The 24,716-nt window shown below is 40.8% G+C and carries 19 protein-coding genes; 4 read left to right on the forward strand and 15 right to left on the reverse strand.

Annotation, left to right across the window (positions count from 1 at the left end):
- Window positions 1-126: 126 nt before the first annotated feature.
- The 4 genes from addA to UKS_RS09855 all read right to left on the reverse strand — a co-directional run bounded on the left by addA (window position 127) and on the right by UKS_RS09855 (window position 8,193).
- A complete protein-coding gene (gene addA / locus UKS_RS04980; RefSeq protein ID WP_156012032.1) occupies window positions 127-3,777 on the reverse strand; it encodes a helicase-exonuclease AddAB subunit AddA in 3,651 nt (1,216 codons plus the stop codon).
- The gene (gene rexB, locus UKS_RS04985; protein WP_156013055.1) at window positions 3,774-7,049 is read right to left on the reverse strand and encodes an ATP-dependent nuclease subunit B; all 3,276 of its coding nucleotides are present in this window, start codon (window positions 7,047-7,049) and stop codon (window positions 3,774-3,776) included. The genes addA and rexB overlap by 4 nt, the downstream gene beginning before the upstream one ends.
- Window positions 7,050-7,295: 246 nt before the next feature.
- On the reverse strand, window positions 7,296-7,967 hold the full coding sequence (locus UKS_RS04990) for a CPBP family intramembrane glutamic endopeptidase (RefSeq protein WP_156012033.1): 672 nt from the start codon (window positions 7,965-7,967) through the stop codon (window positions 7,296-7,298).
- A 52-nt stretch (window positions 7,968-8,019) separates the two neighbouring features.
- Window positions 8,020-8,193, reverse strand: a complete 174-nt coding sequence (locus UKS_RS09855) for a hypothetical protein (protein ID WP_156012034.1) — start codon at window positions 8,191-8,193, stop codon at window positions 8,020-8,022.
- 297 nt (window positions 8,194-8,490) lie between these two features.
- Here UKS_RS09855 and UKS_RS05000 point away from each other — a divergent pair, with 297 nt between their 5' ends.
- The 3 genes from UKS_RS05000 (at window position 8,491) to UKS_RS05010 (ending at window position 11,113) form a co-directional block, all read left to right on the forward strand.
- Complete coding sequence (locus UKS_RS05000; protein WP_156012035.1) at window positions 8,491-9,300, forward strand: Cof-type HAD-IIB family hydrolase; 810 nt, start codon at window positions 8,491-8,493, stop codon at window positions 9,298-9,300.
- Window positions 9,301-9,441: 141 nt separating this feature from the next.
- Window positions 9,442-10,350: an ATP-binding cassette domain-containing protein gene (locus UKS_RS05005; RefSeq protein ID WP_156012036.1), complete on the forward strand. Its 909-nt coding sequence runs from the start codon at window positions 9,442-9,444 to the stop codon at window positions 10,348-10,350.
- Window positions 10,351-10,360: 10 nt separating this feature from the next.
- Complete coding sequence (locus UKS_RS05010) at window positions 10,361-11,113, forward strand: ABC transporter permease (protein ID WP_156012037.1); 753 nt, start codon at window positions 10,361-10,363, stop codon at window positions 11,111-11,113.
- A 40-nt stretch (window positions 11,114-11,153) separates the two neighbouring features.
- On the opposite strand, the gene UKS_RS05015 is transcribed toward UKS_RS05010, so the two are convergent.
- From UKS_RS05015 to UKS_RS05050, 8 genes are all read right to left on the reverse strand, one after another.
- Window positions 11,154-12,032, reverse strand: a complete 879-nt coding sequence (locus tag UKS_RS05015) for a sensor histidine kinase (RefSeq protein WP_156012038.1) — start codon at window positions 12,030-12,032, stop codon at window positions 11,154-11,156.
- Window positions 12,029-12,730, reverse strand: coding sequence for a response regulator transcription factor (locus tag UKS_RS05020; RefSeq protein WP_156012039.1), 702 nt, complete (start codon window positions 12,728-12,730; stop codon window positions 12,029-12,031). The genes UKS_RS05015 and UKS_RS05020 overlap by 4 nt, the downstream gene beginning before the upstream one ends.
- A gap of 190 nt (window positions 12,731-12,920) precedes the next feature.
- Window positions 12,921-13,796 carry an N-carbamoylputrescine amidase gene (gene aguB / locus UKS_RS05025; protein WP_156012040.1) on the reverse strand — a complete coding sequence of 292 codons (876 nt, stop codon included), beginning with the start codon at window positions 13,794-13,796 and terminating at the stop codon, window positions 12,921-12,923.
- 9 nt (window positions 13,797-13,805) lie between these two features.
- The gene (gene aguA, locus UKS_RS05030) at window positions 13,806-14,891 is read right to left on the reverse strand and encodes an agmatine deiminase (protein ID WP_156012041.1); all 1,086 of its coding nucleotides are present in this window, start codon (window positions 14,889-14,891) and stop codon (window positions 13,806-13,808) included.
- Window positions 14,888-16,015, reverse strand: coding sequence for a carboxynorspermidine decarboxylase (gene nspC, locus UKS_RS05035; RefSeq protein WP_156012042.1), 1,128 nt, complete (start codon window positions 16,013-16,015; stop codon window positions 14,888-14,890). The genes aguA and nspC overlap by 4 nt, the downstream gene beginning before the upstream one ends.
- Window positions 16,015-17,274 (reverse strand): saccharopine dehydrogenase family protein, encoded by a 1,260-nt coding sequence (locus UKS_RS05040; RefSeq protein WP_156012043.1) that lies wholly within the window; start codon window positions 17,272-17,274, stop codon window positions 16,015-16,017. Before UKS_RS05040 ends, nspC begins: the two co-directional genes overlap by 1 nt.
- The gene (speE, locus tag UKS_RS05045; protein ID WP_156012044.1) at window positions 17,271-18,131 is read right to left on the reverse strand and encodes a polyamine aminopropyltransferase; all 861 of its coding nucleotides are present in this window, start codon (window positions 18,129-18,131) and stop codon (window positions 17,271-17,273) included. The genes UKS_RS05040 and speE overlap by 4 nt, the downstream gene beginning before the upstream one ends.
- Window positions 18,132-19,586, reverse strand: coding sequence for an aminotransferase class I/II-fold pyridoxal phosphate-dependent enzyme (locus tag UKS_RS05050; RefSeq protein WP_156012045.1), 1,455 nt, complete (start codon window positions 19,584-19,586; stop codon window positions 18,132-18,134).
- A 712-nt stretch (window positions 19,587-20,298) separates the two neighbouring features.
- Between UKS_RS05050 and UKS_RS05060 the strand changes: the two genes are divergently transcribed.
- Complete coding sequence (locus UKS_RS05060) at window positions 20,299-20,994, forward strand: VIT1/CCC1 transporter family protein (protein WP_049495830.1); 696 nt, start codon at window positions 20,299-20,301, stop codon at window positions 20,992-20,994.
- 239 nt (window positions 20,995-21,233) lie between these two features.
- Here the strand turns inward: UKS_RS05060 and UKS_RS05065 are convergent, their stop codons facing one another.
- The 3 genes from UKS_RS05065 to UKS_RS05075 all read right to left on the reverse strand — a co-directional run bounded on the left by UKS_RS05065 (window position 21,234) and on the right by UKS_RS05075 (window position 24,627).
- On the reverse strand, window positions 21,234-23,222 hold the full coding sequence (locus UKS_RS05065) for an ABC transporter permease (protein WP_156012047.1): 1,989 nt from the start codon (window positions 23,220-23,222) through the stop codon (window positions 21,234-21,236).
- A gap of 1 nt (window position 23,223) precedes the next feature.
- The gene (locus tag UKS_RS05070; RefSeq protein ID WP_000173372.1) at window positions 23,224-23,982 is read right to left on the reverse strand and encodes an ABC transporter ATP-binding protein; all 759 of its coding nucleotides are present in this window, start codon (window positions 23,980-23,982) and stop codon (window positions 23,224-23,226) included.
- Window positions 23,983-24,354: 372 nt separating this feature from the next.
- Window positions 24,355-24,627, reverse strand: a complete 273-nt coding sequence (locus tag UKS_RS05075) for a PspC domain-containing protein (RefSeq protein ID WP_156012048.1) — start codon at window positions 24,625-24,627, stop codon at window positions 24,355-24,357.
- Window positions 24,628-24,716 lie beyond the last annotated feature (89 nt).

Raw genomic sequence — 24,716 nt, forward strand, 5'->3', positions numbered from 1 at the left:
ATCAAACTAGGAAGCTAACCGCAGGCTGCTCAAAACACTGTTTTGAGGTTGTAGATAAGACTGGTAACCATATATCAACGGCAAGGTGAAGCTGACGTAGTTTGAGAGATTTTCGACGAGTATAAATTATACTTTTACAACTTGAACCTCGTCTTTACCGAGTAAAATCAAGTATTTTTCAATATTTTCAATCGAATAGGCTCGAGATAAAGCCTCTCCGTATAGGGATAATTGACCACGGTAGCGATCAATGAGTTGACTTGGTTCATCATAGCGGTCTGTCTTATAGTCGAACAGAACGATTTTATCCTCATAAAGTAAATAGCCGTCAAGGATACCACGGACAACAAAATCTTCCTGACTCTTTTGGTCTCGTTTGAGCATGGAGAAAGGTTGCTCACGATAAAGGTGGTCGGTATTGGCAAGAATTTCCTGACCGAGTGCTGTGTCAAAGAATGCAAGGATTTTAGCAAGATTGATCTTATCTCTGACACCTGGGCTGGTTTGAACTTGTTTGAGAGTTTTTGTCAGGCTAGCAAGCGTTGGTCGCTGGCTGAGGGCAATTCTCTGCATGAGTTCGTGGGTAGCACTACCAATCTCAGCTCCTGTTACCTTTTCTTTGCTTGAAAAATCTGGTAAATCAAAACTAATTTTCTTGTCTACTGACTGGCCTTGACCTGCAATCTCGACACCTTCCATATCCATAACAGGTTCGTAGAATTTCTTGATTTGGCTTGGGGTTTGAACACTAGGCAGTTCAATGGCTGCACGGTGAAGAGTATTATAAACTTCCACTTCTTTCAGCATTTCAAGAGCTTCTTTAATGGTTTCTGACTGGCGATTGTCTACTTGAGAGCTATCTTGTAGAGGACTCTTGGTTTCCAATTCTCCGATAGCTGCTCTAGTCAGCTGATCTTCACCAACAAAACGATAGCTAAAGTTGAGATGATCCTTGGCAAATACTTTACTGATAGCCCAAATCCAATCTTGGAAATTCTTGGCTTGAAGTCTAGTGTTGCTATTTAGTTTTCCATTTTTAGCTGCTGGGTATTCCTTGGCTTCTAGCTTTTCACGAGAACCCTTACCGACAAGATAGAGCTTTTTCTCAGCCCTCGTCATGGCAACATACAGCAGACGCATTTGCTCTGAATAGCTTGCCAGCTGTAATTCCTCTTCGTTCTGCCTATAGGTCAGGCTAGGAATAGAGAGCTTGATGATTTTAGGATAGTGGGCTTCCACTGCTCCTGTCTCTATTTTGGCAATATACTTAAGTCCTAGTCCATTTTTGCGGCTGAGAATGACTTCTGACATAGAGTCTTGCTTATTAAAGTCTTGATCCATATTGAGGATAAAGACATATGGAAACTCCAACCCTTTACTCTTGTGGATAGTCATGAGCTCTACTGCGTCCTTAGGTGGTGCAACTACAACGCTTGCCAAATCGTGCTGGGCTTCTAAAACTTGGTCAATCATACGTATAAAACGCGACAAGCCCTTGAAATTGCTCTTTTCAAATTGATCAGCTCGCAGTGCTAGGGCATAGAGATTAGCTTGTCTAGCAGGCCCATTTGGCAAAGCCCCCACATAATCATAATAAAAACGGTCGTTGTAAATCTTCCAAATCAAGTCATAGAGGGAGTGGGTTTTGGCATACAGACGCCAAGAAGCTAGGATATCCATGAATTGGTTCAGTTTCTCAGCTAAAGCTGAGTGAATCAATCCTTTTTGGCTGCTTGCCAGTTTTTGAGCATTTACTAGTTTCTCATAGAGATTTTCGTGTACTTTATCCTCTGCTTTCTGAAGGGACAAACGTGCTAACTCGTCCTCGTCAAAGCCAAACATAGGAGACTTCATAAGGGCAACCAAGGCATAATCTTGAAGAGGATTGTGAATGACACGAAGGGTGTCTAGCATGACTTGCACTTCTAGGGATTGGAGATAATTGTTTTGCTCTCCGTCAGTTTTGACAGGAATTCCGTAATCTGACAAAGCGAGAAGAATCTGGTCATTACGACTGCGACTGGAGGTCAGAAGGGCGATTTCTTTAAAGGCAACACCTTCTTCCTGATGAAGTTTAAGGATTTCCTTGATAACTAAGCGCATTTCGCCTGTTAGTTTCGTTTCTGCCTGACCCTCTTCTTCCTCATTTGTGTCGTCCTTATCGTAGAGGAGCAATTCTGCCTTGTTGTCTGGATTGGGAGTCAGTTTGGTATTGGCAAAAACCAGCTGGTGCATGTTATCATAGTTGATTTCGCCGACCTCTTGGTTCATGAGACGCTCAAATACATCGTTGGTTGCTGACAGCACTTCTGAATTACTACGGAAATTTTCCTTGAGGAGAATCAGCTTGCCCTCTTTTGGATTTTGCGCATAGCGTTGGAATTTCTCATTGAAAATCTGCGGGTCTGCCTGACGGAAACGATAGATAGACTGCTTGATATCTCCCACCATAAAGCGATTGTGGCCATTAGACAACAAGTCCAACATCCGTTCTTGAATGTGGTTGGTATCTTGATACTCGTCGACCATGACTTCATGGAAGCGATCCTGATAAGCCTGACGAACTTGCGGGAATTTCTCTAAAATCTCAATGGTGTAATGGCTAATATCAGCGAATTCAAAGGCATTTTCCTGGCGCTTACGCTGACGATAAGCCTCCACAAAATCGCTCATGAAAGATTGGAAGGTTTTAGCTAGTTTCCAAGTGTCTCCATGATAACGTTCTTGATAGTCGAGAATCACTATCTGGTCTGACAGTTGCCCTAGTTTAGCAAACTGGGTCTTTCTTTCTTTGTTGTAGGCATCCGCCAGTGGCTTCAAATCAGCCTTACGGCTGGCATTGGTCAGAGCTCGACCGTTTTTCTCTTTCGAAATGGCGATAACACGCGCAAGCACTGCTTGGTAAACCTGACTATCGGACTCCTGATTTAAGGAGCCAATTTCATCCAGAATCAGCTGGACATTTTCTAAATAGGCAGCCTTTGGAAACTCCTTGGCATCGTTATCCAGATGGTAACGGAAAAAGCTTTCCAAATCCCAAAGGGCTTGTTTGATTTGCTCAGTCAGTTTTTCTTTTTCACTCGTAAAATCAGCTTTTTCAAAGCCTTTGAGGAAAGATTCACTTAACCATTTCTGAGGATTGCTAGTGGATTGAAGGAAGTCATAGATTTTATAGACTTGCTGGCGCAGCCCCCGTTCATCTTTTCCACGTCCAGCAAAGTTTTTCAGCAAATGACTAAAGGTCTTTTTCTGTTTACCTTGGTAATTGGATTCAAAGACCTTATGAAAGACTTCATTTTTTAGAAGGAGTTGCTCGCTTTGGTTTTGTAAAATACGGAAATTAGGCGCAATATCAAGCAGATAACCATGTTTACCAAGGAATTTTTGTGTGAAGGAGTCCATGGTTCCGATGGCTGCGTTGGGTAGGTCTGCCAACTGGCGACCCAAGTGTTGTTTGAGGTCGACATCGCTGCTTTCTTGGATTTGTTGGCTGATTTTTTTCTCCAAACGTTCTTTAAGTTCAGTGGCAGCCTTAACGGTAAAGGTTGAGATAAAGAGTTGAGAAATTTCCACACCACGCGTCAATTGGTCCAGAATACGCTCGGCCATGACAAAGGTCTTACCAGAACCAGCCGACGCTGAGACGAGGATATTTTGACCAGAAGTGTAGATGGCTTCGATTTGTTCGGCAGTTTTCTTTTGTTCCTTGCTCGAATTTGCTTCTGCTTCTTGCAGTTTTTGAATTTCCTCCTCAGTTAAAAAGGGAATGGGCTTCATCGATTCAACTCCTCTCTTATTTTTTCAAACCAAGCTTGTTTTAGCTTTTCTCCGACCAGACGCTTGCCATCAGGTAAGTCTAACTTTTCTAGGAAACGGGCTTGCCCCAAATGGTAATTGGCTTCAAAGCCTGTGATGGCTTGGTGTTGCTGAACATATGGAGCAATACTTCTGCCATTTTCAGTATAAGGGTTAATGGCAAACTGGCCTGCTAAAATTTTCTCAGCTGCTTTCTTGTACAGATGGACATTGTAGTCCAGTAGGAGCTGGAATTCCTCATCCGTCAGCTGATTGGCCTTGTTTTTGTTATAAAATTCGCCCAAATGACTGCTTTCTTTTTCTAAAAAGAGGCCTTGGTATTTCATTGACTTGCTAGCTTCTACTACTGCACCTGCCAGACTTTTAACGGCCATCAGAGATTGGACAGGCTCAGCCATTTCCAAGTACATGGCTCCGAAAAAGTTCTGCTCCCCTTCTCTTTTTAAAGCAGCTAGATAAGTTGGCAACTGGGAATTGAGTCCATTAAAGAAGTGAGGAAACTGGAACTGGGTCAGACTAGATTTGTAGTCTACCACTCCTATCGCCCCATCAGCTTTCAATCGGTCAATGCGGTCAACCTTACCTCGTACAAAGACACTCCGTCCATTGTCCAATTGAATAAAGGCCTGCTCTTTTCCACCAAAATTCGCTTCCTCTTTGATGGTTTCGATGGCTGGATTGTGTCGGAGAATATGTCCAGTCGTGCGAGCTACATCAAGTAGAACTTCCTTGGTAAACTGGGCTTCCAAACTTTCCTGATAAATGGCTTCAAATTCACGTTCTTGACTGGTTTCTTGGATAGCTTGTTCTAGACGGTGGTCAAAGGAATCTTCATCAGGCAACTGCAAGGCGCGTTCAAAGATACGGTGCAAGAAATTCCCGTGACTGCGGGCATCAGGACGCAGGCGTAATTCTTCTTGCAAGCCTAAAACATAACGTAGGAAATAACTGTATTCATTGCGATAAAACTCCGTCAAACCAGAGGTAGACAGGTAAAATTCCTTGTCAGCTGGATAGAGAGCCTGCAAGGTGTCCTTAGCCAAGGGCTTACTGCTTGGACTGGTTGGGAGAGCCGGATTTTTCAGACCTTGCTGGTCTAGTTTTTTACCCATGACACGCGCCAGAACCTTAACAAAGGTCAAATCTTGCTCAGTCTCACTCATCTCGTCCTGCTGGTGATAGGCAACCAGACTAGACAAAAGACTGTGATAGGACCCCATATCTTCCTTAGACAGACCTTTGTGATTCATCCTTTTCTCTTTCCGCCTAAATCCAAAATGGACTAGCTCTTGAAGATAGGCTGACTCCTTGCTTTCACTTTCATTAAAAAGGCTTGGAGACGACAAGATTAACTCTTTACGAGCAGAATTAACCAAGGAAAGCATAGTATAGCGATTTTTCTTGAGATTTTCACTGCTAGCAATTAGTAATTGCGCCCCATCTTCGGTTGCTTGGTTTAAGCTTTGTCTTTCTTCATCAGTTAAAAGACTGGTATTTTGCGCGATTTTTGGTAAATTGTCCTGAGTTAGCCCAATGGCATAGACAAAGTCAGCTGTCAACGGTGCAATCAAATCATAACTCTGCACCAGAACGGTGTCCACTGTTGCTGGAATGGTGCGATACTGAGATAGTCTCATTCCAGAATGGAGCAAGGCTAGGAAGTCCTCTAGACTAACCTGTGAACCAGCAAAAACAGTCGCAAATTGTTCTAAAACGTGACAGAAAGTCTTCCAAACTTCAGCTTGTCTTTCCTGTTCAAGAGTTTCCATACTGGCTGTCAAATCTTGTAACTGCTTAGTTACTGCTCCTTCTTTTAGAAAAGAGTTCCACTTTTTCAAGAGATTTTCAGCCTTTTGTTTTCGACTGGCAAATAGGTTCTCAAGAGGTGTTAAAATACGCAGACGAAGGGCATTCAAATGCTCTAAATCAAATTTTCCATGGTGGGATTTTGTGAAGTCTTGTTGAAAGGCTGGCAAGCCATTGATACCAAGATAGCGGATATATTGTTCAAAAGCATCAATATCAGCCTGACTGAGGTCGGTATAGAGACCTGTTCTAAGAAGGTTTATCAAATCTTCCTGACGGAAACGATAGCGTTTTAAAGCTAAAATAGACTCGACAAACTGTGTCAAGGGATGATGAGCCATGGATTCGCTTCTACCAAGATAGAAAGGAATCTGATACTGGTCAAAAATGGTTTTCAGCGATAACTGATAAGAAGCTACATCCCCCAAGAGAATACGGAAATGCTTGTAACTCAGGTCTACATTTTCATGTAATTTCTGACGAATGCTACGCGCTACCAACTCCAACTCTTCTTTTTGCGTCAAACAAGACCAGATTTGCAGATTTTCACGGTCCTTCTCATCAATTTCCAAGGAAAGTTCTGAAAAGTCATAAGAAGACTCCAACAAACGAGATGCCTTGTCAAAACTATCTATCTGCTCATGAGTTTGAGAACGGTCTTGAGCAGGCGTTTGGTATTTAGCAGCTAAATGATGGAGAAACTCCACACTGGCTTGGTAGAGATTGCCTTCAGCGAAAGGGCTGGTATAGGCTTTCTTACTCGCATAAGCCCCGATAACAATCTCAACACCCTTGCCATGAAGTAGGTCCACAATCCGCCCTTCCTCAGCAGAAAAACGAGTAAAGCCATCAATAACCAAGGCGATTTGAGTAAAATCACTACTTACCTTGTCATTCTCAATAGCTTCAATCAAATGGGACAACTGACTTCCCTGAGCTAACGGTCCTTGATTGAGATAAGCCGTTACCTTCTCAAAAATCAAGAGTAAGTCTGCTCGCTTGTCCTCATCCGTCAAACTCTCCAAGTCCAAAAAACTCATCTGAGCAGTCATCATCTCGTGATAAAGATCAATCAACTGCTGGATAAATTGAGGGTCCTGCTTGATGGCACCGTATACTCGTAAGTCTTTGGGATCGAGTGCCGCAAGACACTTATAAAAGGCCATCCCAAGACCGATGTCATCTAGACTGGTCTTGGCAGGTAAGTCATTCAAGACCAGGTAACGCGCCATTTGAGCAAAGCGAGTAACAGTAATCGCAAAAGAAGCCTGCTGGGACAAGCATTCCAGCACGGCGCGTTCCTTTTCAAAAGAAAGAGAGTTGGGGGCGATGTAGAAGACCCGCTTGCCCGAAGCAACTAGCTCTTCCGCCTCTCTGGTTAGAATTTCAGTCAAAGAAGTCCGGATATCAGTATAAAGTAATTTCATCTCTGCCTCGTTGGAATTTTTCATTATCTTTTATTATACCATTTTTTGACTGCTAATCCTATAAATAGAGAGTTCTTAGAACTTCTGAAGAAAAGAATGAGGCTGGGACAAAAGTCCTAGCCTCTCAATTGTCTTTGGATTGTCGAGCAAGATGCAGTGGTTGAGTGGGCTGTGCGGAGGTAGGACGACGAAATCGAATTCTAACGAATTACCGATTTTTGTCCCACTCTCATTGATTGCTAAGCTCTAACTTGCTGAAAATAGATTGATCCATAATTCCCAAAATGCAGTAATGTTGATTATGATATGAAGTAAAGTAGGGTAATAGAGAGAATGAGTTTTTCGGTAGAGGAATGCTAAAAATGCTCCTCCGCTTGCATAGGTGAAAAAGGCAAGTGGTGTTATACCATCAGAAACATGCACATAGCCAAAGACACAGGCTGATAGTAAAACATCTCCATACCAAGGTGAATCTTTCAAAAATGTATTCATCAGAACTCCTCGATAAACCAATTCTTCTGTAATTGGTCCTAGCAGACAAGTAATAAGCAATAAATATAGTAACTCTTGTCGCCCTGTCATCTCAACTAATTCATTTAAAGCCATTTGATTGGACGTTGCTGGGGTTAAAAAGGAAAACACAATACCTGAAATATGATTGACTCCAAAAGCAAGAAGCAAATAAACTGGATATCTCCATTTCCACTTCAATTCAAGTATTTTCTTACCTTCGAATACTAGTAAATAAAGAATAGCTATAAAAGTAACAATGAGCTCTAAAAAAGCAAGAATCAAGAAATACTCTCGACTAGCAACTACAAATCTAGTTGAAAAGTGATTAAAAATCCACCAAAACCATGTCTTCCTATAAATGATTACCAATAAGGCTAGTAAAATCTGTACAGCTCTTTTTTTCATACTATGCCTCAGCTTTCTCCTCTTATTTCTTCATATTACTAATATATTTTACTTAAAATCTCGCAGGACTTCCTTTGCAAAGATGGTTGCCTCCTCCAATATATCCTAAATCATAGGTGCCGCTGGGACAAAATCCATGAACCGGCATAGTTAATACCGGCTCTATTTGCCAAGTGAAATAATTATTAGCCTCTTTACCATATGGATCTGCTCCACCTTGTATCATCTCTAATTCTTCTTTTGTTAAATTTACATTTTTTTCATTAAAACCATGATGTATTCCTCCGTTATGGTTCAGATTAGTTGAGTAAGCTACTACTCATACCTACTTAAAAAAAACTACTTTAAGTTAGTTTTTTTATATTTGTCTAGTTGCAACTTTGACAAGTTTAGTATAGCATATATTTGCCAATTATCTTCTTCAAATCTTAAATTGTCATCCAAACGTCCTAAATTGACATAGTAATCCTTATTTCCTCCAAAACATGCTATAATAATACCAAAAGATAAAGAAGGAAGACCTATGATTAAACTACTAGCCTTGGATATGGACGGAACCCTCCTCAATGAAGCCAAGGAAATCCCACAAGCTCACATCACTGCTATTCATCAAGCTATTGAAAAAGGCGTCAAACTGGTTCTCTGTACGGGTCGCCCGCTTTTCGGTGTCCTCCCTTACTATAAAAAATTAGGGCTTGACCTCCAGAATGAGTATGTGATTGTTAACAATGGTTGTTCAACTCACCAGACCAGTGACTGGAGTCTGGTTGATTGGCAAGAACTCAGTCCAGCAGACATTGAATACCTCTATGACCTTGCTGAAAAAAGTGATGTTCAGTTGACTCTTTTTGATGAGGAACATTATTTTGTCCTCGGTGGCAAGCCTACTGAAATCGTTCAAAATGATGCCAAACTAGTCTTTTCAGACCTGACTGAAATTTCTCTTGAGGAAGCGACTAGTGGCAAGTACCGCATGTTCCAAGGTATGTTTTTGGGCACGAAGGAGCAAACAGACGATTTTGAGAATCGTTTTGCTGAGGAGCTTTGCCAACGATTTAGTGGAGTTCGTTCGCAGCCTGTTATTTATGAAGCTATGCCACTTGGAATGACAAAAGCTACTGCTCTTTCAAGACTGGCAGAGATTTTGAAGATTGATTCCTCAGAAATCATGGCCATGGGCGATGCTAATAACGATATCGAAATGCTCCAGTTTGCAGGGCTTGGTGTTGCAATGGGAAATGCTAGCGACCATGTCAAATCCCTAGCTGATGCTGTTACAGTAAGTAACGAAGAAGACGGCGTTGCGCGTGCGATTGAGAAATATATTTTATAGTTAAGAAGCCCAGTTCATATCAACTGGGTTTTAATATTTAAGAATTCCTAAAACTTTAGAAACTCTTTAGAAATCCTTGAGCTTTCTTTGATTTCTATGCTTTATACTAAAGTTATCAAAATAAATCAAAAGGAGAGAATCATGAAAACAGTACTTGACATTCATGGATTGTCCAAAAACTTCGACAAACAAGCTATTCTTCAGGATCTTCATCTAACGATAAGAGAGGGAGATATTTATGGACTTATTGGGAAAAACGGAGCTGGGAAAACCACCTTAATAAAAATTATTACTCAACTACTGTTTGCGGATAAAGGGACCGTTTCCCTCTTCTCTAGCCAAACGGAAAATGAGTGGACCAAGGCTCTATCTCGAGTAGGTTCAGTGATAGAATCACCCGTAGCACATAATCACTTAACAGCCTATCAAAATCTGAAATATTATTGTATGATTCGCCATATTCCAAATGCTGATAGAGTCATTCGAGAAACCCTGGATTATGTAGGGTTGTCAGATACAGGTAAAAAAGTCTTTCGTGATTTCTCGCTAGGAATGAAACAAAGACTTGGTATCGCCATTGCCCTCCTGTCCAAACCAGACTTCCTGATTTTAGATGAACCTATCAATGGTCTCGACCCAATCGGTATCAAAGAATTTCGTCTGATGATTCAACGCCTCAATCAAGAGAAAGGGATCACCATTCTCATCTCTAGCCATATCTTGTCAGAACTCTATCTTCTTGCCAATCGCTTTGGTATTTTAGATCAAGGCAAGATTATCCGTGAAATCAGCAAAGCTGAATTTGAAACACTCAGTGAGGATTATATTGTCCTTAAGACAGCTGATAAAGAGAAAGCTTGTCAAGTATTGAAAGAACAAATCCAGCTCCAGTTCAAGGTTGTTAATCCGGAAAATGAAATCCATATCTTTGGTCAGGAACAAGATGTCAAACAGATTCTTAAAGAATTAACCTTGGCAGATGTTGCCATTGACGAGATTTACTATGCCCGTCAAAACCTAGAAGAATACTTCACTCAATTGGTCGAATAGGAGGAAAATCGTGATACATACCATTCAAGCAGACTTTTACCGTCTTTTCCGTTCCAAAGGATTCTGGATTACAGAGTTCATTCTCTTTGTACTCATGTTAATGGGGGCTATTTTTGGGGCTACGGGCCATCTAATGGCAATCCAGGCAGAAGAACCAGATATTCCAACCCAAGCTTGGAACGGTGTACAAGCCCTGATTAACGCATCTAGTCAAGGTTCAAATCTCGTTTTTCTCTGCATCGTCTTAGCCTGCCTCGTGCTTGGAGTTGATCTAATCGGCAAACTCTATAAAAATAATTTAACAGTGGGTGTTTCTCGTACCGAGTTTTTCCTTGCAAAAGCCTTTGTATTGACTTGTATTGCACTTTTGCAACTTATCATCAGTCTTGTGATTGCCTTTATTCCAGCAACTATCTTAAATGGATTTGGAACTATGCCTGATGGCTTTTTTGCCAATCTATTGATAACCATTTTCCTTCAATTTCTTTGCCTCCTTGCTTGGCTTTCCATTGTTTCCTTCATCCTCTATGTTAGTCATTCTTATCTTGCGGTATTTATTGGTTATTTGGTCAGCTCTATCATCCTTTCTATGCCGATGATCATTTTTCCAACTATCAAAATTTTGCCATATTTATCATTACAGTTTGCCTATGCTATGACTGCTAATAGTGAATCCATTTTCTACACACTTATAGTTACTTTAGCTGTTATTGTAATCTTTAATATAAGTGGACTGACAGTTTTCAGAAAGAAAAGTCTATAAAAAATGACCTCCTCTAGCCTACAGAGGAGGTTTCTTTTTGTTAAAAGTAAATGAAAACCGACAACCACTGCCCATCTGTGCTTAGTTTCATCTCTGCACCGAGAAGATGGCATAATTCCTCAGTGATATAAAGGCCTAAACCAGAGGATTCTTCCGTATCTGATAGATTTTCAGAATAAAAACGGTTGCTGAGATTTTCTATTTTGTTGATGGGCTGTTTGACAAGGTTTGCAATCTCTAAGACAAGCTGTTCCTTTTCCTTTCTCAAAGATAGACGTGCTTCTTCCTTGCCATGTTTGAGGACATTCCCAAGCAGATTTTGCAAAATTCGATCCAGCAAATCTTCATCAGTCCTCGTTGTTAAACCAGCTTCAACTTTAAAATCAAGAGTGATATTTGCCGCCTGAAAAACATCATAATAAGCCAGAGTCTTCTTGGTAATAAAAGCTGAAAGATCTACTTCTTCCAGTTTCGGTTTGACAGCTCCTTCCATCAAACGACGATATTCTAGGAGAGCCTCCAAACGTTTGGAAACTAAATCAAGATGCTGGGCTATTTTTTGTAGGGTTTCTGCTTTGTTTTCAGGAGTTTTTATCAATTGTTGGGTGTAGCCTGAAGCGATAGTCAAAGGTGTCCGAATATCATGGGCGATATTGCTGATGGCCATATCCAGAGTCTGCTTTTCCCTTTTCATCACTAACCGAGATTGTTCCACTTCTTGAAATAAATTTTCAATTTGCTGGTAGAGCTGTAAAAAATGTTTGGAAAAAACGCTGACTCCGACTCTTTTCATACTACCTGTGAGAATCTTGTCTTCAATCTGTTGACTCAAGTTTTTAAGTGCTAGATGGTAGCGAATTAATACAATCGATAAAATAATTAGGAGGACTAGTAGGATAAAGATTATCATGTAGGTCATTTCTTGTCTCCTTTTAATCTTACCCCAACGCCCCAGATGGTTTCAATATATTCTTGATTTGGGTCAAGCTGGCTTAATTTTTTACGAAGATTACTCAAATGCGTATTGAGAGTATTATCTCCAGGTAGGTAGCTATCCTCCCAGACCAATTCATAAAGTTCTTCCTTGGTGAAGATTTTCTTTGGATGTTTAAGGAGAGTTTGGAGAATCAAGCATTCTTTCTTAGCCAGGCGAATAGTTTCCTGACTATTTTTGATTTCAAAACTTTCTGCATCAAACTGGATATTTTTCAAGTTTTGTGGCAGATTTTCAGTTTTTTCTATTTCCATAGGCTGTTTTTCTACACTTTGGCGTAATTGAACAGTGACTCTGGCAAAGACTTCGTCCAAATCAAAAGGTTTGACTATGTAATCATTGGCACCTTCTAAGAGATATTGACTGATTAACTTCTTATCGCTCAAAGCCGTTAGCATAATGACTGGAGTTTGACTTTGTTCCCTGATGGCTTTTAAAACCTGATCCCCATTTTTCCCAGGAAGCATGATATCTAGCAAAACGAGGTCAATCCCACCTTGGTCAAAAAGCGTGATTCCTTCTGTACCAGAAAAGGCTTGAACCACCTTATGCTCCTCAGTAAGAAGTGTTCGCAAGATTTCTTGAATGTCACTATTGTCTTCAATAACCAATATCCTAGCCATAAATACCAACCTTTCTGCAACTATTATAGCATGTTTTATTGATAAAGCTTAAACAGAAAAGCTCCTCGCATAAAAGCGAGAGAAAGTCTTAGAGAGTTAAAATATAAAATCCACTTACTAGATGACCTAGCATCCCTATAATTGCTAGTGAAAACGAGTCTAGCAGAATAAATCTCTCATTTCTCTCCTACTAGTCCGTAATGCGTTGATACATTTCTGGTCTTCTATCTCGAAACAAGCCCCAGTTTAGGCGTTCGATTGCTCCCTTGTCTAGGTCATAAGTAGCTAACAGAACAGCTTCTTCTTGTCTTTCAGCTTGCTCTAGAATAGCACCTGTTTCATCCGTCATAAAGGAGGAACCGTAGAAGTCAAGACTGGAACTTTGTCCCCCATTTTCCTCACTTGGAATGACTTCCTCTAATCCATAACGATTGGCTGCAATAACTGGAACAATATTTGCTGCTGCGTGTCCTTGCATGGTACGTTGCCAATGACCACAACTATCCGTATCCAAAATTGGCTCTGAACCGATGGCTGTAGGATAAAAGAGCAATTCTGCCCCATTCAATGCAAGACAGCGCGCTGTTTCAGGGAACCACTGATCCCAACAGATGCCAATCCCAATCTTAGCGTAGCGAGTATCCCAGACCTTGAAACCAGTGTTGCCAGGTGTGAAATAAAATTTTTCTTGATAATAATGATCATCTGGTATGTGGGTCTTTCGATAAACACCCAACACCTCCCCATCTGCATCAATGACAGCAATAGAGTTATACAAGACATTGCCGTCTTTTTCATAGAAACTGATCGGTAAAACGACCTTTAGCTCCTTGGCAATGGTTTTAAAATGCTGAATAGCTGTATTGTCTGTTACCGACTGGGCCTGCTGGTAGTAGTCATACTGACGTTCCTGACAGAAATAGGGACGTTCAAATAATTCTGGCAAAAGAATGATCTGGGCTCCTTGCTCAGCAGCTTGTCGAACTAAACGTTCAGCTGTTTGGATATTGGTTGCCACATCCTTAGCGCATTGCATCTGAATGGCTGCAACTCTTACATTTCTCATCTTTTTCTCCTATTCTGGGATTTGTTGGGTGATACAGTGGATATTGCCACCACCTAAGAGAATATCTCTGGCTGGTATACCGACAACTTTACGGTCTGGGAAACACTTGCTGAGAATATCTAAAGCCACTTGGTCGTTTACATCCTCAAATTGTGGCACCAATACAGACTTATTAGCAATGTAAAAATTCACATAGGAAGCCGCAAGACGCTCTCCCTCATAACGCTCCTCTTCCCCTTCTTCATAGGTATAGCCTGGTAAATCCTCTTTAGTGACAACCTGACGAATAGCTGGGATAGGAAGCTTATGAACTGTGAAGGAACGGCCTTTTGCATCAGTTTCCTTCTCTAAAAGAGCTAGATCTGTTGCAGACAGGGCATACTGGGGATCATCTTGGTCTTCTGTCCAAGCTAAAACAAGCTCTGCAGGACCAACAAAGGCTGCAACATTGTCAACGTGTTCATTGGTTTCATCCTGATAAATACCATAAGGAAGCCAGATAATTTTTTCAGCTCCAAGGGATTCTAATAATATGTTTTCAATTTCCTCTTTAGTCAGGTGAGGATTGCGACCAGGACTAAGCAAGCAACTTTCAGTTACGAGAATCGTTCCTTGACCGTCACTATGAATAGCTCCACCTTCCAGTACAAATGGTTTGGCATCGTAAACAGGTATATTTAAGACTTCTGCAAAGCGACTGGCTACTTGATCATCTGCTGCATAGTCTTGGTAAAGACCGTCAACAGCACCACCCCAGGCATTGAAAGACCAATCTACCGCCAACTTTTCCCTTTGATCGTTGATGAGAATAGTTGGTCCTGTATCCCGAGCCCAAGCATCATTTGTTGGAATGTCTAAATAAATAACCTTATCTCCAAGGTAGTCTTGGGCTTCAGATAGATAATCTTGCTCCACCAAAAGATAGACTCTTTCCCCTTCTGCTATGGTCTTAATAATCTGGCTGAAAGCCTTTTTAGCTGCCTTACCTTGAAAGGGCCATGAACCTGGTCGAGTCGGCCATATCATGAGGGTACCATGATGGGGTTCGTACTCTGCTGGCATACGATAGCCTAATTTTTGTGGACTGTCCATCATGATAATCTCCCTTTAAAATCTTGATAGCCGAAGGCTTTGACTAAGCTACAGTCTCCCTGTTCGTCCATAAGATAGAGACTTGGCAATCCAATACCATTAAAGGTATTATTTTTGACAAAAGAATAAATGGCCATGTCTTCAAAATAGAGGCGATCACCGATTTCAATCGGTTTTTCAAAGCTGTAATCCCCAATGATATCCCCTGTCAGGCAAGTATTTGAAGAGAGTCTATAAGTATAAGGTTTTTCTTGCGCTTCAAATCCATCTCTCAATGGGGGGCGATAAGGCATCTCAAGGACATCTGGCATATGACAACTTGCTGAAGCATCTAACACCAAGGTCTCAATTCCGTTTTCAACAATATCCAAGACTTCTGTCGCTAGATAACCCGCATTAAGGGCAATCGCTTCTCCTGGCTCGATATAGACGTCAAGGTTATAAGTTTCTTGAATGCGTTTAATCTCAGAAATTAGTAAGTCCACATCATAGTCATCTCTCGTAATATGATGACCTCCACCCATATTGAGCCATTTAACTTGGTGCAAATAGGCACCAAACTGGTCTTCCACTGCTTTCAAAGTAGTTTGTAAATCATCTGCCCCTTGCTCACAGAGGGTATGAAAATGAAGTCCGTCAACCAACTCCAATAAATCACTTGGTATCTTGTCTGAAGTCACTCCAAAACGAGAGCCAGGAGCACAAGGATCATAAAGCGCGTGGTCACCCTGCGTTGAACATTGAGGATTGAGGCGCAAACCAACACTGATACCAGCCTCCCGACAACGAGAACCGTGCTCACGCAACTGTCTCTCGGAATTAAAAACGATATGGTCTGTTATCTCAAGCAATTCCTCCATGTCCTCATCCTTGAAAGCTGGTGCAAAAACATGGACTTCCCCTTGAAACTCCTCTCTAGCTAACTTCGCTTCATAGAGTCCACTAGCCGTTGTACCAGAGAGATACTGGCTAATTAGGGGATAGGTTTTATAGAGGGAATAAGCTTTTTGAGCTAGCAAAACCTTACAACCAGCCTTTTCTTGAACCTCTTGTAGAATGCTACAATTCTCTTCTAATTTTCCTAAGTCAATAATATAAGAAGGCGTTGGTACTTGTTCTAATTTCATTAGTCCACCATTTGTGGATTTTCAACCACAACCCAAGGCAATCCGTACTCATTCAAAGCTTCCATGAATGGATCTGGATCCAACTCTTCAAGGTTATAAACTCCTGGTTGTTTCCAAGTGCCATCAATCACTAATTTTGTCCCAATCATGGCAGGAACACCTGTTGTGTAAGAAATGGCTTGTGAACCAACTTCTGCGTAACATTCTTGATGGTCACAAACATTGTAGATGTAGATGGTCTTTTCAACGCCATCTTTGACACCTGTAAAGATACATCCGATATTTGTTTTACCAACAGTGCGTGGGCCAAGGCTGGCAGGATCTGGAAGCAAGGCTTTCAAGAATTGGATTGGTACGATTTCTTGTCCGTTAAAATTAATAGTATCCGTACGAAGGAGCCCAACGTTTTCCATGCATTTCATGTGCGTCAAGTAAGATTGACCAAAGGTCATAAAGAAGCGAATCCGTTTGACACCTGGAATGTTCTTAGCCAATGATTCGATTTCTTCATGGTGGAGGAGATACATATCTTTTTGACCAACTTGAGGAAAATCGTACTCGCGCTTGATAGACATGGCTTCCACTTCGACCCATTTTCCATCTTCCCAGTAAGAACCTGGCGCAGAAACCTCGCGTAGATTGATTTCTGGGTTGAAGTTTGTCGCAAATGGATAACCGTGGTCACCACCATTACAGTCTAAAATGTCGATATAGTGTATTTCATCAAAATAATGTTTAAGGGCGTAAGCAGAAAAGACGCTGGTCACACCTGGGTCAAACCCAGAACCAAGAAGAGCAGTCAAGCCTGCTTCTTTGAATTTATCTTGGTAAGCCCATTGCCATGAGTAGTCAAAGTAGGCTGTAAAACCAAGTTCCTTACAACGTTTCTCATAGATGGCACGCCATTCAGGGTCTTCTGTATCCTCAGCCTCGTAGTTGGCTGTATCGATATAGTGGACACCCGTTGCCAAACAAGCGTCCATAATGGTTAAATCTTGATATGGTAAAGCTACATTCAAAACAGCTTCTGGTTTGTAGTTTTCAATCAGGGCAATCACTTCTTCAACTTTGTCAGCATCAAGAGCAGCTGTCTCAATCTTAGTATTTGTTTTGCCTTCTAATTTAGCCTTCAAGTCATCACATTTTGACTTTGTACGGCTAGCAATCATAATTTCTTCAAAAGTTTCGCTATCTTGGCAAATCTTTGAAATAGCAACTTGGGCAACACCCCCACATCCAATAACTAATAAACGACTCATTTTTTTCCTTCCTCTTCTTCTAAAATGTCTTCAACATACTTGGGCAACATAAAGGCTCCCACGTGTAAGTTTGCAGTGTAGTATTCTGTGAAAAGCTGGCGTTTTTTCCAGCCTTCCTTGTCGAAATCTTTGACAGGGTGGTATTTTTTCGATGCAAATCCAAACAACCAATAACCAGCAGGGCTAGTTGGAATATGGGCCTGATAGACCCGACTGATTGGAAAGGCTTGATTGACCTTGCGGTGCATGCTTCGGCAAGCTGACTCATCCTCGTCAAAGAAAGGACTACCATGCTGGTAAATCATGATGCCGTCTTCTTTCAGAGCCCGATAACTATTACCGTAAAATTCCTTGGTAAAGAGCCCTTCCGTATGTCCAAATGGATCTGTCGCATCGTTGATGATAATATCGTAGTCATCCTCGCAGTTTCGCAAAAATCTCAGTCCATTTTGGTAGTAAATGGTGACACGAGGATCATCAAGACCCGCAGCAAAGTCGGGGAAATACTCTCGACAAACTTCTACCAGCATTTCATCAGGTTCCACGATATCGATTTGTTCCAGTTCTGGATAGAGTGTCAAAATCTGGGCAACACCACCGTCACCACCCCCAATAACCAAGACTTTCTTTGGATTGGGATGGACAGCCATAGGAACGTGGACGGTCATTTCGTTGTAGACAAAGTCATCTGCATCTGAAAACAAGACATGCCCATTTAAAATCAAAATCTTTCCAAAAGCTGGAGTATCTAATACTTCAATATCCTGCCATTCACTTTTTCCAGCGTAGAGCTGCTTGGCAGTTCTCAAGGATAATTTCACATCTGGAGTATGAACTTCAGAAAACCATAAATCCATTTAGTTCTCCTTTCTCTCAATGACGTTGATATGATTGACCTCTGGATCTTCCGTTCCTTGGAGGGAACAACCACGTTCTTTGGCGAATTTTATATAATCAACAATTTCTCGTGTAATGCGTTCACCTGGCGCTAGGATTGGAATTCCTGGAGGATAGCACATGACAAATTCTCCACAGACCTGGCCAATGGACTCGTCTAATGTTAAGCTTCTTCTATCTGCATAGAAGGCTTCCTGAGGAGATAGCACTAATTCGGGCTGGATATATTCTCCAGCAATCAAGTCCTTTCCATCTCTTGAGTAGAGTCTCTTGATATCAGCCAAAGCGCCAACTAAACGTTCAATGTCTTGGATGCGGTCACCGATTGAAATATAGGCCAAGATATTGCCAATATCACCAAATTCAATCTGAATGTCATATTCATCCCGTAAGAGGTCATAAACTTCAATCCCTGTTAGACCAATCCCCTGAGTGTAGACTGACAGCTTGGTTACATCAAAATCACAGACCGACACACCATCTATTAACTCTTTTGAGTAGGCATAGTAGCCACCGATGGCATTGATTTCACGACGAGCATACTCAGATAGCTCAATGACCTTCTCAAATGAGTCTTTACCACGAAGGGCAAGATTGCGGCGTGAAATATCCAAACTAGACATTAACAAATAGGATGCTGATGTTGATTGGGTCAGGTTAATGATTTGACGCACATACTCAGGATTCATCTGATCCCCAACTAAAAGAAGTGAACTTTGTGTCAAGCTACCACCAGACTTATGCATAGATACGGCTGACATATCTGCTCCTGCGTCCATAGCAGAGAGAGGAAGTTTATCTGTAAAATGCAGATGAGCACCGTGAGCTTCGTCTACTAAGACTTTCATTCCTGCAGCGTGAGCCATCTCTGTTAAACCCTTAAGATCTGAACAAATCCCATAATAGGTTGGATTGTTAATTAGGATAGCCTTGGCATCCGGATGGTCCTTAATAGCTTGCGCCACACGATTATTTTCAAGACCTAAAGCAATACCGATTTTGGGATCCACACTCATCTCGATATAGATGGGAATAGCACCACACAAAACAAGGGCGTTGATAGCTGATTTATGTACGTTACGAGGGAGGATGATTTTATCTCCAGCTTTACAAGTGGAGAGAATCATGGTCTGCACGGATGAGGTTGTCCCGCCAATCATTAGAAAAGCATGGCTAGCTCCAAAAGCATCCGCCGCCAGCTCTTCTGCATCTCGAATAATCGAAATAGGATGCCCTAAATTATCCAAAGGTTTCATCGAATTGACATCAATCCCAACGCATTTTTCCCCTAAAAGTTCCACTAATTCCGGATTCCCACGGCCACGTTTGTGACCAGGTACATCAAATGGTACAATTCTTTTCTTTCGTAATTTGACCAGCCCCTCATAGATGGGGGCTTGGTTTTGATTTAACATTATAAAGACATACTCCTTTATCATAGCTTTTTTCACCTTGTGTAAGGCTCTAAAGGATACTCATGAAAAAAGAGCAGGTTTTCACCTGCTCTGCAATCTTCTGACGCGTTTATTTTGGTTTCTGTTGAGTATGTCTGTTCCTGATGTTTCCTAACTCTCTAGTAGCAAATATTACGTACTTTATTGATCGTTTCACAAGATGACGTGTGCTTTCACCACACTAAAAATTTATGAATTAGGACAAGTGTCCTAACATCAACTTATAAAAGTAGGCTTTTAACCCTATCAATAATGTGGTTTTTCAACCACGCTTCGGCATTCAACCCTGCCTGTCCGTAGGCATTTTTTACTCGGGTTTATATTTGCTAGAAAACATCATCTCATTTTCTAAGCTTCATTACTATATCATGTTTTTAAGAACTTGTAAAGCCTTTTTTGATAAAAAACAAAAAGATGTTCGTAAATTCTTTAGTTTATGTAAAAAATGTCAAGAAATATTTTCTTGTAAACGATTATAAAATGAACAAAATACTTATTCTATGTTACTAAAAGTAATCGAAAACCATTCTATATTCCTTACCTTCTGTGTTTGTTCTACTAGAGACAATAACGATGATTTTACATTATTAAAATCGTGCAACTTTTTTCAGAAGCTTATTAATGTTTGCTTTCCCTATGTGTTTCATTTATACTAAATAAAAAGGAGATTAGTATGTCAGAAACAAATCACGAAATTGATTCAAATTTTGCAGGTCGTTTAAATATTCTACGTGCGGGTGTTCTTGGTGCCAATGATGGAATTATTTCCATTGCAGGTGTGGTTATCGGGGTTGCTAGTGCTACGAGCAATATTTGGATTATCTTTTTATCAGGATTTGCAGCTATTTTGGCCGGTGCCTTTTCAATGGCAGGTGGAGAATATGTATCCGTTTCAACTCAAAAAGATACCGAGGAAGCAGCCGTTGCGCGTGAGCAAGTCTTGCTAGAGCAAGATATGGAACTAGCCAAAAAGTCCCTCTATGCTGCCTATATTCGAAATGGCGAGTGTGAAACATCAGCCCAACTTCTCACCAACAAAGCCTTTTTAAATAATCCGCTCAAGGCTTTGGTAGAGGAAAAATATGGGATAGAGTATGAAGAGTTTACCAATCCTTGGCATGCTGCTATCTCTAGCTTTATTTCTTTTTTCCTTGGTAGCTTACCACCAATGCTGTCAGTAACTATTTTCCCGAGTGAATACCGCATCCCTGCTACTGTCCTTATCGTCGGTGTGGCCCTTCTTCTCACTGGTTACACTAGTGCCAAACTTGGAAAAGCCCCAACCAAAACAGCTATGATTCGGAACCTAGTTATTGGTCTCTTGACCATGGGAGTTACCTTCTTACTTGGACAACTTTTCAGCATTTAATACTCTTCGAAAATCTCCTCAAACCACGTCAGCTTCGCCTTGCCGTAGATATATGTTATTGACTTCGTCAGTTCTATCTACAACCTCAAAACAGTGTTTTGAGCTGACTTCGTCAGTTCTATCTACAACCTCAAAGCAGTGCTTTGAGCAACCTGCGGCTAGCTTCCTAGTTTGCTTTTTGATTTTTATTGAGTATAAAATACAAGAAATACCTCGATTTTGAAGTCGAGGTATTTTTTTTACATTTGCACAATCTTGCGATAGCTTCTTGAAGTAATCATAAAAATCAAGACATAGGCGATGAGGAAGATAGCGCAGATAGACAAGGTCACAGTCAACATCATAGTCGTATCTATTACACCAATCACTTTTAAAATCAGACTAAGCATATTGTAGGCAAAGGCTAGATGTATGAAGGCAAAAAGCAAAGGAAGGAAGAATACAGTTAAAACCTGTTTGTTGATGGTTTGCTTGATTTGCTTTTGATCTAAACCGACTTTCTGCAAGATAATAAAGCGTTCACGGTCTTCATAGCCTTCAGAAATTTGTTTGTAGTAGATGACCAGAACGGTTCCGACCATAAAGATAATGGATAGGAAAATACCGATAAAGAAGACACCACCAAAGAGGGCACTCATCTGAGCACTAGCATCTGCTAGATTGCTACCATACACATAGCTACCTTCAGTGTTTAATTGAGCATTAAACTTTTGTAAGTATTTTTCATATTCTTCAGCGACTTTGAGTTGTTCTTCTTCACTGATATTTACATTTATACCACCGTAAAGCTGATTATAGATAGCCGAATCTGGAAATTGGTCTAAAAATGCTTGTAAATCAGGTACAACAAGGTAATTGTAATCAGTAGTAAAAATATTAAACTGATTTGGGACATGGTTCACAATAAAATCTGTATTAAATTCTTCTTTTACAGAAAATTGATGGTTATTTAGAGTTAGAGCTTTCTGTCCTTTCAGTCCATCATTCTTAGCGAAGAGGCCGACCTCATTGCCTGATAGAGAAAGCTTCTGACCAGTCATATTTTCATAGTCTTTTTGGTCAAATACCATGAAGACTGTTTTAGGTTGGACACGATTTTGTCCCCTTTCAAAAATGGTTAACTTGGTTCCTTCTTGATTTGCAATACCAAAGTTACTGTAACGAAGCACTTCTTTCTCTTTGACACTATAACCTTTGTCACTTGCAAACTGGCTCAAGAGTTTGTCCAAGTCTTCTTTTTCAACATTTTGTCCAGTAATTCCAAAGTCATGCGGATTCATCACTTTTTTAAAGGATTCTGCGGAATTGAAAATGCTTGTCGCTGCTGACATGGTTACCAAAACCATTGTTGACAAGATAGCGATAGTTGCTAGTCCAACTGCATTTTTCTTCATACGAAAAATCAAATTAGACACTGAGATAAGGTTATTTGGTTGGTAATAGTATTTCTTGTTTTTCTTCAAGATTTGAAGGAAAACGGTAATCCCTGCATTGAACAAAAGATAAGTACCAAGGATAACCAGTAAAACAGCTAGGAAGAAAGTTGTTAAGGCTGTAAGAGGATCTTTTACCGTAAGGGCAAGATAGTAGCCAATCCCTAAACTTATGGAACCAAGAATAGTTTGGAGAGGAAGGAAGCGACCTTTTTTCTCTCCGCTAGCTTTCTCACGTGAGAGCTGGAGGGCATTCATACGAGCGATTCGAAGGGCATTCAGGAACATGAGGCCTAGGAAAATCAAACCAAAGACAACAAGTACTGCAATGACAACATTCATCTGGAAGGTAGCGACCAGTTCAACCTTCAATTTCATCAGTTTGAGCAAGAAAGCGAAAATCAACTTGTCAAACAAGGCTCCAATACCGATACCTGCTCCAACAGTTAGAATCCCAAATACCACTAACTCCTTAAAGGTCATACTGATCAGATGGCGTTTCTCCAAACCCAACATGCCATAAATCCCTAGTTCCTTGGAACGGTTCTTCATGACAAAACTATTGGCATAAAGGACGATAATGGCTGACGCAAGTGTGACGACAAACATACCAAATCCAAGTGTTGTTTGGATGGTTTCTCCTCCACGAATTTCTGCAATCTTGGGATTGAAGGTCAGGGAGTAAAAGAGATAGGTGACGGTGACTGCCAAGAGAACAGCCAGCGCAAAAGGATAGTAGAGTTTGCGGTTTTTAATCAAGTTCGATACCGCTAACTTATTGGTTAATCGAAACATACTAATTCACCTCGCTTGCCATAACAGTCAAGGTATCAGAGATTTCTTGGAACATCTGACGTTCTGTCTTCTCTCCACGGTAGATTTGGTTGTAAAGAATGCCGTCTTTGATAAAGAGTACACGTTTAGCTCTGCTAGCTGCTGCCGTTGAGTGGGTTACCATGAGAATGGTTTGGCCGCGCTCATTGATTTCATCAAAGACATCAAGAAGAGCTGCAGAGGACTTGGAGTCAAGAGCTCCTGTTGGCTCATCCGCAAGGAGAATTTCAGGTTCTGTGATGATGGCGCGGGCTACTGCTACACGCTGTTTCTGACCTCCTGAAATCTCGTAAGGGTACTTCTCTTGTAATTGGTTGATGCCTAGATTCTCAGCTGTCACCACCAATTTCTTCATCATTTCCGTAATAGGTCTTCTTGACAAGACAAGCGGAAGCAGGATATTGTCCTTTACAGATAGAGTATCTAGCAAGTTAAAATCTTGGAAGACAAAGCCTAATTTTTCACGACGGAAGCTAGAAGCCTGTGAATTTTTAATGGTTGCTGTGTCTGTTCCATTCAGGTAAACCTGACCACGAGTTGGTTTGTCCAGCATAGCTAGGATATTGAGAAGAGTTGATTTACCAGAACCAGACTCACCCATGATGGCAACGTAGTCACCTTTTTCCACGGTAAAGTGAATATCCTTAAGGGCCTCTACTTGGTTGCCCTGAAAACGAGTTTTATAAATTTTTTGAACGTGTTTTACATCTAAAAGTGTCATGAGAATCTCCTTTCTTAATATCCCATCAAATGAAATGTCGCTTGCATCATAGCGCATCCCAGTTGAACACGCTCGATATCTTTATGGCTTGGTTTTCTTGTTTTCTTCTGTAAGATTTGTTTCATGATGTTACTCCTTTGTTCTTTATGAGTCTAGTTTACATCAAAAAAAGACCGCTTGCCATAACCTAACCTTACAAAAGAGACTTTAATCTTACATTTTTGTAAGATTGGGAGAAATGTAGAAATTTTATCAAAAATATTTTACCATAAAAAGAAGGCAAGAATAAAACCCTTGCAGATACAAGGGTTCAAAAATTTTAAAATAGATTAGTAGAATTCATAGACTAACAGTAAAATAACTGTTTCTACCTCACCAAAACCAGCCTTCATTATCGTCAATGGCTTGGGCTTCTTTGCGTTTGCGTGGTCCTGTTCCATACATTTCAGCTTCGATATCTTCCTTTGTTGGTAGGATAGAAGCTAGGATGATATAGATAATCACGCCAAGGCCAAAGTTTGCGACTGTAAAAATAGCAAACAGAAAACGAACAAGGGTCACATCAAAGTTCCACTTGTCTGACAGACCTGCCAGCACTCCTGAAATCATACGATTTCGTCTCATTTTATAAAATTTATTGTTCATGGTATTTCCTCTTTCTGCTAGGTTAGACTTATACTCTTCGAAAATCTCTTCAAACCGCGTCAGCTTCACCTTGCCGTACTCAAGTACAG

Origin of the sequence: Streptococcus sp. 116-D4, assembly GCF_009731465.1 — a bacterium.
In the GTDB taxonomy this organism is placed as follows: Bacteria; Bacillota; Bacilli; order Lactobacillales; family Streptococcaceae; genus Streptococcus; species Streptococcus pseudopneumoniae_E.

What these genes read in the sequence shown, in the direction of transcription:
- addA (WP_156012032.1), bottom strand. Translation starts at nt 3,777, where the DNA reads ATGAAGCCCATTCCCTTTTTAACTGAGGAGGAAATTCAAAAACTGCAA.
- rexB (WP_156013055.1), bottom strand. Translation starts at nt 7,049, where the DNA reads ATGAAATTACTTTATACTGATATCCGGACTTCTTTGACTGAAATTCTA.
- UKS_RS04990 (WP_156012033.1), bottom strand. Translation starts at nt 7,967, where the DNA reads ATGAAAAAAAGAGCTGTACAGATTTTACTAGCCTTATTGGTAATCATT.
- UKS_RS09855 (WP_156012034.1), bottom strand. Translation starts at nt 8,193, where the DNA reads ATGATACAAGGTGGAGCAGATCCATATGGTAAAGAGGCTAATAATTAT.
- UKS_RS05000 (WP_156012035.1), top strand. Translation starts at nt 8,491, where the DNA reads ATGATTAAACTACTAGCCTTGGATATGGACGGAACCCTCCTCAATGAA.
- UKS_RS05005 (WP_156012036.1), top strand. Translation starts at nt 9,442, where the DNA reads ATGAAAACAGTACTTGACATTCATGGATTGTCCAAAAACTTCGACAAA.
- UKS_RS05015 (WP_156012038.1), bottom strand. Translation starts at nt 12,032, where the DNA reads ATGACCTACATGATAATCTTTATCCTACTAGTCCTCCTAATTATTTTA.
- UKS_RS05020 (WP_156012039.1), bottom strand. Translation starts at nt 12,730, where the DNA reads ATGGCTAGGATATTGGTTATTGAAGACAATAGTGACATTCAAGAAATC.
- aguB (WP_156012040.1), bottom strand. Translation starts at nt 13,796, where the DNA reads ATGAGAAATGTAAGAGTTGCAGCCATTCAGATGCAATGCGCTAAGGAT.
- aguA (WP_156012041.1), bottom strand. Translation starts at nt 14,891, where the DNA reads ATGATGGACAGTCCACAAAAATTAGGCTATCGTATGCCAGCAGAGTAC.
- nspC (WP_156012042.1), bottom strand. Translation starts at nt 16,015, where the DNA reads ATGAAATTAGAACAAGTACCAACGCCTTCTTATATTATTGACTTAGGA.
- UKS_RS05040 (WP_156012043.1), bottom strand. Translation starts at nt 17,274, where the DNA reads ATGAGTCGTTTATTAGTTATTGGATGTGGGGGTGTTGCCCAAGTTGCT.
- speE (WP_156012044.1), bottom strand. Translation starts at nt 18,131, where the DNA reads ATGGATTTATGGTTTTCTGAAGTTCATACTCCAGATGTGAAATTATCC.
- UKS_RS05050 (WP_156012045.1), bottom strand. Translation starts at nt 19,586, where the DNA reads ATGTTAAATCAAAACCAAGCCCCCATCTATGAGGGGCTGGTCAAATTA.
- UKS_RS05060 (WP_049495830.1), top strand. Translation starts at nt 20,299, where the DNA reads ATGTCAGAAACAAATCACGAAATTGATTCAAATTTTGCAGGTCGTTTA.
- UKS_RS05065 (WP_156012047.1), bottom strand. Translation starts at nt 23,222, where the DNA reads ATGTTTCGATTAACCAATAAGTTAGCGGTATCGAACTTGATTAAAAAC.
- UKS_RS05070 (WP_000173372.1), bottom strand. Translation starts at nt 23,982, where the DNA reads ATGACACTTTTAGATGTAAAACACGTTCAAAAAATTTATAAAACTCGT.
- UKS_RS05075 (WP_156012048.1), bottom strand. Translation starts at nt 24,627, where the DNA reads ATGAACAATAAATTTTATAAAATGAGACGAAATCGTATGATTTCAGGA.